This is a genomic window from Streptomyces sp. NPDC048514 (assembly GCF_043199955.1).
Taxonomy (GTDB): Bacteria; Actinomycetota; Actinomycetes; order Streptomycetales; family Streptomycetaceae; genus Streptomyces.
On sequence record NZ_JBICWT010000003.1, the window covers coordinates 99,717 to 115,844 of the forward strand.

Below are 16,128 nucleotides of genomic sequence, written 5' to 3' on the forward strand. Positions count from 1 at the left end.
GACGGTCACGCCCCACGAACCAGCGCCCTCGTGCGCAAGCCATCGAACCGGGTCCACACCAGGCACCGCCAACCAGGGAGAGACGCACGTATGCCCCAGCTTGCTCTGTACACATTCGGCGTCCTGAAGTCACCTCTCGCCGATCCCGCACCTCTCACCCGCGAGTTCTACGACATGGGTGAGGCCGTCTACCGGAAGGTCAGTCGGCACCCCGGGTACCTCGCTCATGCCGAAGCGGCAGACGGTGACCGGGGCATGCTCTTCGAGGCGGACTGGGGTCCATGGGGAGAGTTCGCCGTACCGTCTTGGTACGGCAAGGGCCGTACGGTGGAAACCACCGCCCTGGCCGCGACCCTCTCACTCTGGACCGACCTGCGCCCCGCCTTCGACGCCATCTACACCGGACTGCACCGTGAGGCGCTGAACAGGCGTTACGACTGGTTCGAGAGGACAGGACACCCCAATTACGTGGGCTGGTGGGTCTCCGACGGCGTGATACCCACCTGGCGGGACGGCGTTTCCAGGCTGGAACACCTCCACGACCACGGCTCCGCGCCGCACGCCTTCACCTTCCACCACTCATTCGCCCCGGACGGAACTCCGACCAGGGCCAGCGGAATCGGGCCGAAGAGCGACCAGACTCACTGACAAGGCGACAACGTTCACCGACAAGGCCACAACGCCCCAGGCTGCCGACCGCCGCATCGGACAGCACTGGGGTGAAATCCAGGTGACGCCGTGGTCGGTCGTCTGGGACAAAAGCCGGACACTCAACCGATTCCGTGAGGCTTTCCGTGACGATCACATGGCGCAGACTTCGTGAGGCCGACTTCCCGCAGCTGAGGGAGTGGCTCCTCCAGCCCCATGTCGCGCGTTGGTGGAACCACGAGACCTCACCCGAAGCGGTCGCACGCGACTTCGGACCGGCGGCCCGGGGTGAGGAGCCCTCGGAGGACTTCCTCGTCGCCGTCGACGGAGACCCGGTCGCCCTGGTGCAGCGGTGCTGGATCGCCGACTATCCGCAGTACAGCGACGATCTGGCGGCCCAGGCCGAGGTTCCCGAGCAGGCGATGACCGTCGACTACCTGATCGGTGACCCCCAGCTGACCGGCCGAGGGCTCGGTACGCGCATCATCCAGAGGATCGTCGCGGCCACCTGGACCGATCACCCGGATGCGAAGAGCGTCATCGTCCCCGTCCACTCGGCCAACCGTGCCTCCTGGCGGATGCTGGAGAAGGCGGGACTCCACCGCTACACCGAGGCATCCCTCGAACCCGACAACCCCGTCGACGACTGCCGGCACTTCGTCTACCGGATCGACCGCCCGGCCGATTGACCGACCGACCGATCACCCGCTGGCCCCCGGCCGATTGACCGACCGACCGATCACCCGCTCACCTCGCTCCAGGTTCCCACACAGGGGCGGTCGTTCGGAAGCGAGAAGAAGACGCGAGCACTGCCGGGGCGGCCGACCGGGACTGCGGTGTTCGGCGGAGCCTCCTGAGTCCGGTCCCGTCGTGCTGGGTCGGCAACCTTCTGGCACAGCGCCTCGTTCGGCGAGGTGACCTTCCGGGGCGCCGCCTCGTTCAGCTCGGCGACCTTCCCGCCAGGTGATGTCGCGCCACCGGATCAGGGGGCTTGCTGAGAGCCCTTCCGAAGGTCGGTGGCGCAGGAGGGCCGTCGCACCGACAGCGCCCGGGTCTACGGCCGGGGTGTGGAAAGGGCCACGAACCTGTTGCCCCCGGCGTCGCCCGGGGTGATGACCACACGACCGAAGGGGAAGCCCTTCTCAGTGGCGGTGGTGGCGTGTTGCCAAGTGCTCCACGAGCCGTCGGGGAACCGGGTGGCGTACCACACGTTGCCGTCCTGGCCGACGGTGGCGAGCCGCGCCGCGCCACGGCCGTGCAGGGTGTCGGCGGCGATGTCCACGGAGCTGGCAGCCGTGCCGGGGCCGTCGGCACCGCGGACTCGGGTGAAGCCGCTGAATCGGCCGTCGGCGTCGCGTACCTGGTGGTAGACGAGACCGTCCAGGCCGATGGCGGCGATCTGCAGCGAGCCGTCGCTCATGCTGGTCATCGCCAGGGCCGGTCCGGCGAAGGCGGCGGCTCCGTCGTGGCCGGCGAGGCGGGTCCAGCCGGCCCAGGAGCCGTCGGTGCGGCGGGTGCCGAGGTGGAGGTTTCCGTCGAGGCCGTAGGTCAGGACCTGCAGTGTGCCGTCGGGCATGCCCTCGGCGGCGACCTTGGTGGCGTGCCACGTGGGCGCCCCGTTCGTCCCGGGCACAGGTCGGAAGCCGCTGAACCGGCCGGTCACGCCCTTACCGCGACTCTGGTGGTAGAGCGTGCCGTCCACGCCGATCGCGAGGTATCGGGTGGAGCCGTCGGGCATCCCGGCGATATCGGCCGCCTGGAACTTGAAGTCCGTCGCACCGGCCGGCCCGGGGACCCGGCGCCAGCTGTCCCACAGGCCGTTCCACGTCATACGCGTGACGTACAGGGCTTGGTCGTCGCCGACGGCCAGGGCGGTCTTGCCGTCGGCATGCGGGAGGACGATGGACACGTCGGCCGCGGCGAAGGCCGCGCTGTAGTCGGTCGTGCCCGGCAGCGGCCGCTCGCCACCACCGCCGCCGGTACCGAAGGGCACCTCGGGGGCGGCCTGCCCCCGGGGACGGATGCCGGAGGTGGCCGCATCGTTCCCGGCGGTGGAGCCGTGGAACCAGATCGGGTTGGTGAACGCGACCATCTGGGTCAGCACCGTCCAGGCTGGCTCCATCCGGCGGACCTCGAGGCGGGCGAACATCGATGCCTTGCCCCAGCCCCGCCAGCGTAGTTGCGCCTGGCCGCCGGCATCGATCTTGACGGATGTCATGATGCCCCACTCGGTGATCAGAGTGGCGACCGTGTTCGGGGCGCCGGAGATGTCGGCCGCCACGTCCACGGCGTCGAAGAAGCCGAGGGAGAGTGTCTCGCCGGGGCCGACGGTGTGACCGTTGGCGCTGGCGGTGAAGTCGACCGTCACCTGGGACGATTCCGTGATGTAGGACCTGCCCCGGCGCATCGCGTCGAAAAGTGCCGCGGCCGAAAGGGTGTCGGCTCGCACCACGTTCTGCGGCCGCCCCACGATTCCGTCGCCGTGGGAGTGCGAATCGCTGTTGCCCAGGGCGGGCATCCGGTTGCCCGCCATCAGCATGGCCTGCCAGGCGATGACGTTGAGCTCGTCGTCGCCGGTCCAGGGGTTCGTGCCCTGTCCGCTGGCCCCGTTCCAGACCTCCATGGCGTCGACCTTGTCGAGCCCCAGGCCGAACTCCCAGCCCGAGCCCAGCGCCGGGGTCATCGGGTGGGCGGCGACCACCAAGCCGCCCGAGCGACGCACCCGTTGAACCTGTGTCTCGAACTTCCCCTCGGACGGCTTGTACCAGAAGTCGATCCACTCCCCCTGGGGTATCCCCAAGGCCAGCCAGTGACCGTGCGGCGTGGTCACCTCCTCCCCGTTGATCACCAGCAGTCGCTGGGGGATGTTTCCGCGCCAGGACACCCCGGTCGAGCTGGTGTTGTGGTCGCTGATGGAAATGAAGTCCAGCTTGTTGGCGATCGCCTCGCTGATGTATTCGTCCACCGTGCGCTGCGAGTCGGAGTGCACGCTGTGCATGTGCAGGTCGCCCCGGTACCATCCCGGGCCTGTGTTCGGGATCTTCGGGGGCAGCAGGTCGTAGGGGACCATGGGGGGCAGGGGATCGCCGTACTCGAGGGTGATCTCGACCTGCCACCCCATGCCCCCCGGGTCACCGGCGCTCGACGGGGTGGCCACCGACCACTTGCCCTGCTGGATCGGCCCGGGTATGTAGCCGGGGGTGGCGTCGGCGGCCGACAGGGTGAACTCACGCCGGAAGCTGCCCGAGTAGCCTCGGAATCCGGTCGGCCCGAAGATTCCGATGTCCATCAGGTTCCCCCATGTGCCGGGGATTCCGGGGCTCGTCGACGGGTCGAAGGAGTAGCGGACCGAGATACGCTGCACGCCGGCCGGGACGTCGAAATCGACCGAATACCACTGGGCGTAGCCGAACGGCACGCGCCCCGAGTAGTTCGTCGTCACTTTCCGGCCGGGTGTACCCGTCGTCGCCGCAGTGGCGATATCGATGGGAACGAGAGCGGCTGCGCCTCCGGCGGCCAGCAGCGCGCTCCAGCGCAGCAGACTGCGCCGGCTGGTTCCCGCACCGCCCGCGGCCTTGCCGGAGAGCGGAGTGTGAAGTCTTTCCCGGTCCAGATCGCGCATGCGTTTCCTCACTGAGGGTCAGGCCCGATGCGGTGGCGGCAAGGTGCGCCCGACGGGCTCACGGGGACGAACGGCACGTCGTTCTTCGATCTCGAGCAGGGGGCGGTGGGCCGATGCCCGCCAGGGTCTTGACGGAGGCTGATCCTCCTCGGCGGCAGGCGGCGGCCGACCCGGGCAAGCGCGCACTCTCTGGCCTTCGAGGGGACACACGCCTGGTGGGACGTGCAACTCCAGGCGCCGCAACGGGTCCCCGGCGCCGGCCGCCTCTCCGGGCGGGCCCACGGAGCGACGCACACTGCCGCCGGACCGGTCTCGTCCAGCACGTACAGGGAGACATCGCGACCACCTCCCGCCCGAGGCCCACGTCAGCGGCGAGGGGCCCCTACGCCCGGGAAGCCGATCCCGATGTGCGGCGAGCCGCTGCAGGTCTCGAAGCCGGTCTGGAGAGCGGCGCCGAAAACCACGGTGGAGTTGAAGCGTTGACGCATCGAGCGCACGGCGACTCCGGTCTGTTCGCAGGGGCGTTCTCGAAGGCTCTGTTCGCAGGGGCGTTCCCGAAGACCACGGCATGCGGGCAGCGCGGCGCGGACCGCGTGGCGGTTCTCGTTTGTTCGAACGAACAGTAGGGCAGTTGCGCCTAGCTGGAAAGTGAGCGGCTCATCCCCGACGTCGCCGCCCGGCACTCCACCGACCTGCGGCCAGGGCGCAGAAGGGACGAACCTGATCGTCACGTAGATCGCCCCTCGGATCCAGGACGCAATCGCCATGTACGACCTGGCCGCCGAGAAAGGCCGTGCGGACGCGATCGTCGCCCCGAACCGGCTGCGAGCTCAAGGGTTCGGAGCCTCGACGCCGGCCTCGTCCGTGCCCTTCCGAAGGCTCTGTCAGCAGGCTCTGTCAGCGTAATGCGCCAAAAACGCGGTATCGGAGCGGGACGGCGATCGAGCAGGGGCGCCCTCCCTGGCCATGCCCGGCGAGATTTGGGGCACCCTTTACGTGAGGCATGCAACTACGACCCCGGCCCGCCCGTCTGACATGGAGTCGGGCCCTCCGGGGCCGTGGAACGAGAGAGCGGGGTAGGTCGTGGGGCGGCGCAAGGGCAGCATACGGATCGCCCTCGTCACGGGTGCGCTGCTGGTGGGCGCGAGTGCCTGCGGCGGAGGCGGAAGTGACCAGGCCGGCGGGGACGACGCGAAGGCACCGGGCAAACCGGCCACGAGCGCCTCGCCGTCACCGACGAAGCCCGCGGGCCCGCCGATGCTTCTGGAGACGATCACCCCCCAGTCGGGAACCACGGTCGGCGTGGCCATGCCGATCTCGGTGGTCTTCACCAACCCGGTTGCGGCTTCGGCACGGGCCACGGTGGAAAAGCACATGAAGGTGAGCGCCTCGCAGCCGGTGGTCGGCGCCTGGCACTGGTTCGGCGACAAGCGCGCCGACTGGCGGCCGAAGTCGTACTGGCCCTCCGGCACCAAGGTGAAGATCGACGCCGACATGAAGGGCGTCACCAACGGCAACGGACGCTACGGCGTGCGCAAGTACACCCACACCTTCACGATCGGCGACGACGTGCGCGCGGACGTCTCGGTGACCGGCCACACCATGAAGGTGACGCGCAACGGCAAGGCGGTGCGCACCCTGTCGATCAACGCGGGCAGCGCCCAGTATCCGACGTGGAACGGCACGATGGCCGTCATCGACAAGCAGGAGAAGGTCCACATGACCTCCTGCAGCGTCGGCATCAGCTGCGACAAGGGCAGCGCCAACTATTACGACCTGACGCTGCCCTGGGACGTCCACCTCACCCAGTCCGGCACATACGTGCACTACTCGACCGGCGACCCCAATCCGGGGAGCGGCAGCGCCCGCGGTTCGCACGGCTGCGTCCACCTGTCCCTGTCGGACGCCAAGTGGTTCTACGGTCAGGTCAAACAGGGCGATCCCGTCACCATCACCGGCTCGCCCCGCGCCAAGGCCCCGGCGGACAACGGTTACGCCGCATTCAACCTGGGTTGGGACCAGTGGCTCGCGGGCGGCGCGTCCGGGGAGGGGACGGCCACGACGCTGTGACGCACCGGCGCGGCCGCGGCCGCGCCGGCCGGGAGCGACACCCAGGTCACCGCGAGCCGCGCGGGCCCACCGGCGTTGGCGGGACGCTCGGGCGGCTCGGCCGCGGTCACGCTCGGTACCTGCACGGCACGGCCCGCAGGCGTCGACTTCGGTTTCACCCTCGCCCGGCCGCCGTCCCGCGCCGTGGACCTGCGGGGCGCGCGGGTGTCCTACCTGCACGGCAGCGACCACGGTTGGCCGGACGTTGTGGAGCTGGACGGCTTCGTCTACGACTCCGTCAAGGTGGACGTGGCAGGCGAGCGACGGGAATCAGTCGATGGATCAACAGCCGCACCTCATGAATTGAGCGGTCAGATCCTTTTTCGAAAGACGCTAGGCACCTCACTCTTCGCTTCACGTCGCCAGTGGGCGAGGTTGTTGCGGGCCGCGCGGGTGCGGGGATGGTGCCGCCCCAACACCCGTACCATGTCGGCGACGAGTTGGACGAAGTCTGCCGCGGCGCGGTCTGCGTCCCCCGCGTTGCCTCGCCAGTAGGCGAGGTTCCCGCGGGTGATGAGAGTGGTGGGGTGATCGGCCCCCAGCACCCGCACCATGTCGGGCAAGAGCTCTTCGTAGGCGGTCACGGCACCAGCCGCATCACCCGCCTCACCACGCCAATAGGCCAGGCCGACGCGGGTGGTCAGCGTGCCCTGGTGGTCCGCTCCCAAGGCTCGAATCACATCGGGCACGAGCTCCTTGTAGGCGGTCACGGCACCAGCCGCGTCCCCCGCCTCTCCACGTTTCGCGGCGAGGTCGCTACGGGCGGCGAGGGTGTCGGGGTGGTTCGGCCCCACCACTCGAACGAGATCGGGCACGAGTTCCTTGTAGGCGGTCACGGCACCAGCCGCGTCCCCCGCCTCACCTCGCAAGTCGGCAAGGAGCTGCCGGGTGGTGAGGGTGTCGGGGTGGTCCGTCCCTAACACCCTCACGCAGTCAACCAGCAGCTGCTCGAGCCGTTCGCAGGCCTCCGCAGCAGCGGCAGGGTCCTCCGCATTCCCCGACAAGCGGGCCAGCTCGCGCCGGGTGGCGAGCGTGCCCCGGTGATCCGGTCCCTGCACTCGGATCCGGTCGGCGAGAAGTTCGGCGGCGGCGTCTGCGGCGCCGGCCGTATCCCCTGCCATGCCTCGGTTCTTGGCGAGGTTGGCGCGGGCAGCGAGGGTATGGGGATGGTCGGCCCCCAGCACCCGCACGAGGTCGGGCAGGAGTTGCTCGATGAGGGCCACGGCGCCAGCCGGGTCTCCCGCGTTGCCCCGCCAGCCGGCGAGGTCGATTCGGGCGGAGAGGGTGTTGGGGTCGTCGGGCCCCCACACTCGCACGATGTCGGGCAAGAGTTGCTCGATGACGGCTACGGCGCCGGTTTCATCCCCGCCCTTACCCAGCCAGTGGGCAAGGTTCTTACGGGCGGCCAGGCTGTCGGGGTGGCCGGGTCCCAGGACGGCATGGGTCAAGTTCTGGAAGTGGGTGATGGCCGCATTGATCTGGCCAGCCTGCCCCAGGCTGTTGCCGGTGTGAAGAACCACCGGATGGGCTTCGTCAGCGGAGCAGAGCGCATCCTGAGCGCAATTGATCAGCGCATCGGCGTTGGCACGCAGGATCTGCCCGAGAGGTTTGGCGTCGGCTGTCTCTGGCCATGCCTCGGTGACGGCGTCGGCGGCGGCACGGGCGGTTTCGTCAAAAGCCTGAGAGGTCAGATCGTCCCGGGTGGCACGCTGGATGAGCTGGTGGACGCGAACGGCCTGATCGGGGGTGTCTGGAGTGTGGTCGATGAGGCTGAGCTTGTGCAGGGCGCGCAGCGCGAACACGGCGTCCTCGGCCGAGGCCGGAGCCGGCTGCTGGTTGCCGCCGCCGGGGGTGCGGTGCTCGGTAAGGTGCGCGAGGGTGGGCTGACTGGTGAGGACCGCGGTGGGGATGCCGTTGGGCGCGAGGAAGGCGGCCAGCTGGAGCATGGGGCGGGCCAGGCCTGCCGGGCGGATCTGGTTGGCGCGTTCGATGGACAGGGACCAGGTGGCGGCCACCGTGGTGGTCTGATCGTCCGGCAGCGCGCCCGACTCAGGCAGCAGGTCGGCCAGTTCCCTGATCCGGTCCGTCAGCATCTCCCGATAGGAGGCACAGGTCAGATCCGTGTCGATGATGTATGCGGCGGCCTGGGCCAAGGCGAGGGGCAGGTATCCCAGGTCGGCGGCGAGGCTGTTGAGCTGGTCGGTTGGCTCTTGGCGGTCGTGCGCGGCGAGTACGGCGGTGAGGTAAGCGGCGGCCTCCTGGGAGGTGAACAGGCCCACGGTCACCAGACGCCGGCCTGCTCCGGTCAGGGCGGCCTCGCGGCGGCGCGTGGTGACCAGGGCACGGCCGTGGCGGCTGGGAGGCGGCCACCAGCCGCGCATATCGGCAGGGTCCGCCACGTCGTCCAGTACGACCAGCCACCGGCACGGCTTCTGGTCGGCTTTGGGTTCCAGCCAGGCCAGGAACGCCCGCGCGGCCCGCTCCGGGTCGCCGGGCTCGGCCGCAAGAACCTCTATGGCGGCCTGCGCGTAACCGGCCGTGATCGCTGAGCGGCTGCTCGCGCTGATCCACACCAGTACGTCGACCTCGCCGCTGTCCCAGGCGGTGCGGGCGTAGTCGGCAGCCAGCTGTGTCTTGCCCACCCCGCCGGTCCCGGTCAGTACCTGGCTGAGCACCGCGGTACCCCCGCTGCCGACCGCCGTCCGCAACTGGTCGACCCCGGCCCGGTGCTGGAAGGACAAGGCGCGGGGCGGGAGCACACCGACCTGGTGTGGCCAGGTGGCCGGTGTGCGGGGCGGGGCGTTGTGGTGGACCTGCCCGGCGTAACCGACGGCGATGCTGCCGTGGTCGGCGAAGATGCCGCTGATGTGGTGAGTCGGCGTGGCCGAGGCGGTACCGGGTGCGCTCAGTCCTGGTGCGGACCCGGCTGGGGAGGGTTTCCCAGTGTCACGTTCCCCATGGTCACAGCGGCGGCGGACCCGTGGTCGGCCCGCACGTCTCCGCCCACGGCCAGACCGCCCCGGTCGGCCGACACGCTGCGGTGGGAGGGCTGTTGGGCCAGCAGGGTGCGCAGCTCATCCGCGACCCGGGCCCGCTCGATGTCCTCCAGACTCTCCAGCAGGGCCTCGATCCGGACCTGCCACGTCGCCTCCTGACGGATACGTACCCGCTCCTCCTCGGTGGGCCCAGCCGCCTCCAGCACGGTTGCAGTCTGATCGAGGCGCTCCAGCTCGGCCTGCTCGCGCTGCGGATTTCCCCGGCCGAACCAACGGGCCACCTGCTGGCGTATCCCTGTCCATGTGTCCGTGCCTGCGGCCTGCACCACCGCGGTGCCTCCCGCCGCGGCCAGCGCGGTCATTGCCTCCGACAGCATCCTCGCCCTTCCCCCCTGAGAGATCAGTCCGGAACCGGGGAACGCACCTGCACCGGTCATTCCAGCAGACATGCGCCACCGTTGTCCCTCGTTTCGTCAAGAGAGCAGCCGTGGGGGGGGGGGGGGGGGGGGGGGGGGGGGGGGGGGGGGGGGGGGGGCGGGGGGGGCGGCCCGGCGCGCGGGGGGGGGGGCGCCCACCACACCCCCCACCCCCCCCCCCCCCCCCGCCCCCCCCCCCCCCCCCCCCCCCCCCCCCCCCCCCCCCCCCCCCCCCCCCCCCCCCCCGGCGCGAGATCCAGCCGCAGTTGAGCCTCCGCACGGCTCTTACTCGGCAGGCACTCCCGACGCACTCCCGCCCCGGGCGTCCCCTCCTCAGCGCCAGGAGCACGCTCTTGACGCCCGCACGGCACCTTCGCCCGAAGTGCTCCAAGATGCGGCTCCAGGAGCACCACGGGGGACCTGGTGCCTGGCCTCGGGTCGGAAACCCGAACAAGCAGCGCCCGCCGCTGCACCGGCTGCTGGTCCTCGCGTTCGACGGTCGCCCCGCGGGTCGGCCTAGACGCGAGCGCCTGTCAGCCGGGCCAGGTGCTTATCCGGTACTTGACAGTGCACTGCCCCTCGCCGTTGAAGCCACTTGCGAATGTCCTATGGATTCCGTCCCCAGTACCTGCTGCGGCCAGAGTGGCAGAGTCCATCGTGAACGACGCCTGGCCGTAGCAGATGTTGTCGTTCCACAGACCGGTACCCCAGAAGTCGGGGTCCGCGTCGTTCAAGTCGACCGTCACCCACATTTTCTCTTTTTCGGCAGGGTTGAAAACGTGACCACTGCTGACGGCATGCCGGTCGTCGGTCTCGCAGTAGTGAGTGCCTTCTTCGTAAGCGCCAGCACACCAGTGCTTGAGATCGTAGGACTGCCCTTGCTTAATGGACGCCACAGGCGTGTTGAACATTCCAGTGGGATCGTCATCGCGGCCCAGCATCCCCAGCGAGGAAACCTCCATAGCACCCGCGAAGTTCCCACGAGTTATCTGGAACTGTCCGTACAAGTCAGACCTGGTGCTGCAGTCCGGCGGATTGTTGTCCGGTGGAATGTAACAGCCGGCCGAGTCGTCTTCGTGGAGCCTGGGGAACGTGACGCTGTCGATGATGAGGTACACCATCTTCGGGCTCTCAGCCGCCGACGCCGTTGGCGCCGAAGCGACGATCGCCGCACCACCGAGCACCAGGGATCCCAAGAGGGCTTTTACTTGAGCAGTGCGCATTCGCATACTTCCAGTCGGTTCTCTGCAGGGGTACTTGCACCAGCTGCTGCGACGCTTCCAACAACGTCCGGTCCGCGCCTTTCGACACGCCGACGGCAGCCAGCATCGCGTTCTGTACGGCTATTCATGAGCGCCTGCGAGCTGAAGACGCATCAGGAGAACGTGTAAGTGGATCCGGTGAGACAGCGCACATTCGGGAAGATTCCCGGCAGGCCGGACGGGGGAAGCCACACGCGCACGCTCTTGTCGAACTCGCCCGAGTTCGAGAACGGAGGGGCCGTGAGGGAATACCACTGCCACCATCCGTGCTGGTTCGGCCCCGAAACAGAGATATCGATAGGATAGGGCCACGCGACATTGGCGTAACCGCCGATCGATTGGAACCCGCCATTGCACGGTCGCGTAGTGGCCGCTTCCGCAGTCACGGACGAACCTACTACCACCGTGACCGTAGCTGCGGCGACCATGACAGCCGAGACAGCTCGGGACAGGGCACGTTTCACTTTTCACTTCCTTCTACCGGCCGACAAGGAGCCCAGGCCACAGACCCAAGAGGGGTCACGCCTTCGAAATCAGCAACTGGCGGAAGAGCACCAGTCCGCGAAGAGTTGGGGAACGCCGGGCCAGGGTGGGGCACCGGCCTACAGCAAAGGCAAACTCGGCTTCGCGCGACGCGTGGCCCAGGTTCCGGACGAGGCATCTGCGTCAGATGAAAGTATGCGGTGATTTAAATCAAAGCGGCGAGTAGTCGCTACTCGATTCGTCCGCACACCAGCACCCTGCGACGACCACACCCAGCCCGGCAGGCCATGCCCCGCCCCGACTCCTTCATCACGCCGGCAGCAGTGCGCCACTCGCGGGACTACTGGGCCAGCCCAGCACACAGGCAGCAGGCAGCAGGCAGCAGGCAGCAGGCAGCCCATTCGACAGCCATCACCACATCGGGCCGGGCAGCGCCGACGCGAGCTTTGTGTGGGTTAGTTCTGCTTGGTGATCAGTAGGCGGGTTGCGGCGAGTGCGCGGTCGGTGCGGATCTGGCCACGGATCGATCCACTGACGCGGGGCGCCGGCCGACCCGACATCGCTGACGGTGGCCGCGGCGTGGCGACGGCACTGCCGCCGCCCCGTGGATCCGGCGGCGGTCACTCCGCCCGGACCGAGGCGCCGTAGTCGTCGATCTGGCGGAGCACCGCAGCCTCCTGGGGTGGTGCGGGCCATACCTGGATGAGGTACCACTCGGTGACATCGTCCGGGGCGAGGTCGACGGCGGTGTCGCGGCCGCGCGCGTGGACGCGCAGCCGGTAGTCGCCCGGCCCGCTGAAGGACAGCTCGGGCAGTTCCTCGTCGAGGTCGGCCATCAGGCCGCGCACCATCAGCTCGCCCGAAGCCGAGTGCATCGACACTTCGACGGTCTCCTCCCACTCGGCGCCCCCGGGCTGGGGGGCGTCGGTGTGGAAGGTGACGGTGACGTCGACCTCGCCGGTGTGGACACCGGTGAGGATGGTGGCGATGCCGTCTTCCACCTCGATCAGGCCGTTGTGCCGGCGGAGCAGGTCGGGGCCGGCGGGGCCGTGCTCATCGCTGATCCTGAACTGGGATCATGCGCCAGTTGAACTTCCCGCCCCAGGTGGACGCACCCTGCCAGGTGGAGGCGAAGAGGTACTCGTCGCACTCCTCGCCCGAAGGCCGGTGCCGGCTGGACGGGCACGCCTTGCTCCACTAAGAACTCCTAACGAAATGATCTTCGAAGTGGTTGGATCACTCCGGGACTGTTGATCTGGGGGTGTAGGGTGGCTCGGCCGAAGCCGTGGGAAGTCGATGACGAGTTGTGGGCGATGGTCGAGCTGCTGTTGCCCAAGGTCAAGCAACGACGTCACCCAGCTCATTCCACTGCTCCAGGCCGTCCCTCCCGTGCGCGGCAAGCGCGGCCGACCTCGACGCCGTCCGGACATCGTGTTCGGCGACCGTGGCTACGACCACGACAAGTACCGCCGTCTCGTCTGGGATCTCGGCGTGAAGCCGCTGATCGCCCGCCGCGGCACCGCGCACGGTTCCGGTCTGGGGCCCAACGGTGGATGGTCGAGCGCGCGTTCGCCCACCTGCACTGGCTCCGCCGACTTCGGATCCGCTGGGAGATACGCGATGACATTCACGAGGCGTTCCTCATCCTCGGCTGCGCTCTGATCTGTTGGCGGCGCCTGAAATCGCTGCGATAGCACTTCCGAGCGGCGGTTGATGTCAGCGGCACCTCAGTCCTGTTCGGTCGTTTCGGAGCGGGCCCGAGGTCAGACCTGTGAGCCCCACACCGACGAGCATGACGGCACAGGCGACAACGATGACGGTGGCGCCCTGAAGGTCGACGAGGACACCAAGCACGTTGTTCATCAGCAACAGGGCCAAGCTCTGCACGAGTACCAGCACCGCCTGGATCCGCGACAAGTGGGAGTCAGGCGATGACGCGAGAAGCAGCGGCGCGATGTGCGCGGAGAAGGTCCCGTTACCGATTCCGATGACCAGGCCGGCGGCGACGGCTACGGTCGCACTGGGAGAGAGACCGAGTGCGAGCACGCCCACACCCGCCAAGATCAGCGCGTTCGCCGCCATCAGACCAGGCCGCCCCAGCGGGCCGCGCTTCACCACCACCAGGGTGACCGCCACCATGCCCACGCCCTGCGCTCCGAGCACCAGCCCGGCAGCTCCCGCGCTCCACTCCTCCTCGCGTGCGAGCAAGGGTAGTAGCAGCGACAGCACGGGCAGCAGGAAACCGGCCGCTGCCCCCGTGAGCCACAGTCCTGGGCGCAGCGCCGGATGGGAGAAGGCCACCTTCACGCCGCTCAAGGCTTCCTTGAGGAGACCGTCCGTCTTCGGAGCCGGAGGCACGTCGTGCTGGGGCCGGACGGTAATCAGGACAACCAGAGTGAGGGCGAAGGTGACTGCGTTGACGAAAGCGGCGCCCCCGAACCCGGCCAGGCCGACCAGCACGCCGGCCAGCGGACTGCCTCCCATGTCGATCACCTGGCCGCCGACCTGCCTGAGGGACAACGCACGAGGCAACTGGGCCTTGGCCACCAGTCGGCGGGGCATGGACCCCGAGGCTGGCAGATAGAACGCGTCGACGACACCGACGACAACGCCCGTTGCGATGAGCAACAAGGGCGGAGTCCCCAGGTAGTAGGCGAGGGTCACGAGAACGAGCGAGAAGATCAGCATCGTCGCGTCGCCGGTGATCAGCACGCGGCGTGCGCTGATGCGGTCGCTGACCGCTCCTCCGACGAGGAGGAGGAGAACGCGGGGCAGTGTGATCGCGCTCAGGGCCAGCGCGGCGAAGCTCCCGCCGTACTCGCTGGCCGCCCAGCCGAGGGCGAAGTAGAAGACCGTGTTGCCCACGAGCAACACCAGGATGCCGACGAGCCACAGCGTGTAGGCCCGAGGCAGCCGGTCCTGGCCCTGCTTCTCCTCGCACACCTCTGAGACCAGGACGCCGCCAGCTTCCACAGTCTCTTCGGCAGCCTCATCACTGGCCGACATTGGGCCCCCCGATCGATCCGACGATGACGATGATCACGGGGCCGACAGTGCCACACGGCACTGACATCGGGCCCGCTCGTCGTGGTGGCCCGCCTCGGGGGGGGGTGGGGGAACTGCTGTACACCGCTGGAGATTTGCTCGCTCTGGTCAACCCCCAGGTCAATTCGTTAGGAGTTCTAAGCAGGTGTTTTTCTTTCTCCCCGCTGTGACGGCAGAGCGGCGTCCGCGGTGTAGCTCCCTGACAGCAGGTGCGTCTGGCGCCAGTCGTGTCCCTAACCGGCTTCTGGGGTGCCGAACGAGAACTTGTATCCGGTGAAGTCTGCGAGACGGACGTAGCCGATGCGCTGGTAGAGGGCGTTGCTGGTGGGATTGGCCGGATCCGTGAACAGAACGACGTCCGTCGCGCCTGCGGCCAGCGCGGCCCTGTTCACCTCGACCGTCACGGCGCCCGCATAGCCGCGGCTGCGGAGGTGGGCCGGGGTGTAGACGGGGTCCACCCGGACCATCCCGCCGACGATCGATGTCGCGGCCGCCATGGAGACGGGGGTGCCGTCCGGGGTCTCCCAGAACGTGAAGTGTCTGTCGCCGAAGCGCGAGTCTGCCCAGGAGCCGGCGTCAATCAAGTCGACGGAGGCCTGTTCCCCGACAACGACGCAGAACTCACGACACCAGCGCACGACTTGCTCGTGGTCCTGTGCGCCCGTCACGCGACCCCGGCCCTGAGCCTGCGGCTGCGGAGGGGTCAGCGTGCCGAGACGATAGAGATGCGTACGCCAGAAAGGATTCAGCGCTGCACCCGTCTGTCGTTGCCATGCATCCGCGAAGGCTGTGGCGGTGTCGTGGTCGGCGAGGACTCCTGTGGGAGAGTGGCCGAGGTCGGCCAGGTGAGCCGCGAGGGCGCCAGTCGGCTCGGCAGCAAGGGGAGTGATCCACAGGTCTCCGCGCGGCCTGCGATAAAAGATGGCACGGACCTCACCCCCCGACTCCAGCCGACCGAAAAGGTTGGCTTCGGCACTATGGGCGCCAGTCTCGCGTGTCCGCAATTTCTCGATGTCCGTCAACGGCGTGTTGTGCAGGGCAGGCCGTGAGCGCAGGAAGTCTCCGGCTCGGGCGAGGAAGTCGTTGACGTCTTCAGTGAGGTGCCAGTCGTCCGGGAGCATGATTCATGATCTCGGAAGTGCTCGACTCGGGGAGCAGTTCGTTCGAAGGTGTTGTCGCCACCGCGGCCGATGCCACGCCTTCCAGTCACGTGACGAGCTGCTCCTGATCAGGCACGGATCTTCCTCGCCCACTCGCTGGTGCGGGGGCTCTTGCGGGTGAGGCGTCGCGTCAGCACAGTGATGAGGGCCCAGTTCAGGTGGGCTTCGGAGTGCTGGGGCAGGCGTTCGGAGAACATGCGGCCCTCCGACGTGTCCAGGTGATCGGGGTCAGGTTCTCTGCGGCGACGACATCGCGGACGTGCCGGATTCCTCGGCTGATCTGCCAGCGGGTCAGACGGGTCGCAGCCATGAGTTGGTAACTGTGCAGGCCCGCGGGACGTGCTTCCATCAGGGCGACGCGGACCAGGTCGCCGTAGTACTCGCCAG

At 68.5% G+C, this 16,128-nt stretch carries 11 protein-coding genes and 1 pseudogene; 4 read left to right on the forward strand and 8 right to left on the reverse strand.

From position 1 onward, the window contains the following. Positions 1-90 precede the first annotated feature (90 nt). On the forward strand, positions 91-648 hold the full coding sequence (locus ACGFT2_RS06415; RefSeq protein ID WP_393274083.1) for a DUF3291 domain-containing protein: 558 nt from the start codon (positions 91-93) through the stop codon (positions 646-648). A 146-nt stretch (positions 649-794) separates the two neighbouring features. After that, positions 795-1,337: a GNAT family N-acetyltransferase gene (locus ACGFT2_RS06420; RefSeq protein WP_393274085.1), complete on the forward strand. Its 543-nt coding sequence runs from the start codon at positions 795-797 to the stop codon at positions 1,335-1,337. Between the two features lie 365 nt (positions 1,338-1,702). On the opposite strand, the gene ACGFT2_RS06425 is transcribed toward ACGFT2_RS06420, so the two are convergent. Beyond that, positions 1,703-4,270 carry a CehA/McbA family metallohydrolase gene (locus tag ACGFT2_RS06425; protein ID WP_393274087.1) on the reverse strand — a complete coding sequence of 856 codons (2,568 nt, stop codon included), beginning with the start codon at positions 4,268-4,270 and terminating at the stop codon, positions 1,703-1,705. 1,083 nt (positions 4,271-5,353) lie between these two features. On the opposite strand from ACGFT2_RS06425, the gene ACGFT2_RS06430 reads away from it, so the two are divergent. Then, positions 5,354-6,340: an Ig-like domain-containing protein gene (locus tag ACGFT2_RS06430; protein ID WP_393274090.1), complete on the forward strand. Its 987-nt coding sequence runs from the start codon at positions 5,354-5,356 to the stop codon at positions 6,338-6,340. A 350-nt stretch (positions 6,341-6,690) separates the two neighbouring features. On the opposite strand, the gene fxsT is transcribed toward ACGFT2_RS06430, so the two are convergent. The 4 genes from fxsT to ACGFT2_RS06450 all read right to left on the reverse strand — a co-directional run bounded on the left by fxsT (position 6,691) and on the right by ACGFT2_RS06450 (position 12,537). Further along, the gene (fxsT, locus tag ACGFT2_RS06435; RefSeq protein ID WP_393274092.1) at positions 6,691-9,138 is read right to left on the reverse strand and encodes an FxSxx-COOH system tetratricopeptide repeat protein; all 2,448 of its coding nucleotides are present in this window, start codon (positions 9,136-9,138) and stop codon (positions 6,691-6,693) included. A 146-nt stretch (positions 9,139-9,284) separates the two neighbouring features. Then, positions 9,285-9,752 (reverse strand): hypothetical protein, encoded by a 468-nt coding sequence (locus tag ACGFT2_RS06440; protein WP_393274094.1) that lies wholly within the window; start codon positions 9,750-9,752, stop codon positions 9,285-9,287. A 572-nt stretch (positions 9,753-10,324) separates the two neighbouring features. Beyond that, positions 10,325-11,014, reverse strand: a complete 690-nt coding sequence (locus tag ACGFT2_RS06445; RefSeq protein WP_393274096.1) for a hypothetical protein — start codon at positions 11,012-11,014, stop codon at positions 10,325-10,327. Positions 11,015-12,156: 1,142 nt separating this feature from the next. Next, positions 12,157-12,537, reverse strand: a complete 381-nt coding sequence (locus ACGFT2_RS06450) for a hypothetical protein (RefSeq protein ID WP_393274099.1) — start codon at positions 12,535-12,537, stop codon at positions 12,157-12,159. Between the two features lie 343 nt (positions 12,538-12,880). On the opposite strand from ACGFT2_RS06450, the pseudogene ACGFT2_RS06455 reads away from it, so the two are divergent. Continuing rightward, positions 12,881-13,230, forward strand: a pseudogene (locus ACGFT2_RS06455) (transposase); the annotation flags it as partial. 22 nt (positions 13,231-13,252) lie between these two features. On the opposite strand, the gene ACGFT2_RS06460 reads toward ACGFT2_RS06455, so the two are convergent. From ACGFT2_RS06460 to ACGFT2_RS06470, 3 genes are all read right to left on the reverse strand, one after another. Further along, positions 13,253-14,542, reverse strand: a complete 1,290-nt coding sequence (locus tag ACGFT2_RS06460) for an MFS transporter (RefSeq protein WP_393274101.1) — start codon at positions 14,540-14,542, stop codon at positions 13,253-13,255. Positions 14,543-14,814: 272 nt separating this feature from the next. Continuing rightward, positions 14,815-15,702, reverse strand: a complete 888-nt coding sequence (locus ACGFT2_RS06465; RefSeq protein WP_393274103.1) for a GNAT family N-acetyltransferase — start codon at positions 15,700-15,702, stop codon at positions 14,815-14,817. Between the two features lie 107 nt (positions 15,703-15,809). Beyond that, positions 15,810-15,938: a hypothetical protein gene (locus ACGFT2_RS06470; protein WP_393274106.1), complete on the reverse strand. Its 129-nt coding sequence runs from the start codon at positions 15,936-15,938 to the stop codon at positions 15,810-15,812. Positions 15,939-16,128 lie beyond the last annotated feature (190 nt).

Excerpts from the sequence above, each read along its gene's own strand:
- ACGFT2_RS06425 (WP_393274087.1), bottom strand. The coding sequence starts at position 4,270 with ATGCGCGATCTGGACCGGGAAAGACTTCACACTCCGCTCTCCGGCAAG.
- ACGFT2_RS06465 (WP_393274103.1), bottom strand. The coding sequence starts at position 15,702 with ATGCTCCCGGACGACTGGCACCTCACTGAAGACGTCAACGACTTCCTC.
- ACGFT2_RS06415 (WP_393274083.1), top strand. The coding sequence starts at position 91 with ATGCCCCAGCTTGCTCTGTACACATTCGGCGTCCTGAAGTCACCTCTC.
- ACGFT2_RS06440 (WP_393274094.1), bottom strand. The coding sequence starts at position 9,752 with ATGCTGTCGGAGGCAATGACCGCGCTGGCCGCGGCGGGAGGCACCGCG.
- ACGFT2_RS06470 (WP_393274106.1), bottom strand. The coding sequence starts at position 15,938 with ATGTTCTCCGAACGCCTGCCCCAGCACTCCGAAGCCCACCTGAACTGG.
- ACGFT2_RS06460 (WP_393274101.1), bottom strand. The coding sequence starts at position 14,542 with ATGTCGGCCAGTGATGAGGCTGCCGAAGAGACTGTGGAAGCTGGCGGC.
- ACGFT2_RS06445 (WP_393274096.1), bottom strand. The coding sequence starts at position 11,014 with ATGCGCACTGCTCAAGTAAAAGCCCTCTTGGGATCCCTGGTGCTCGGT.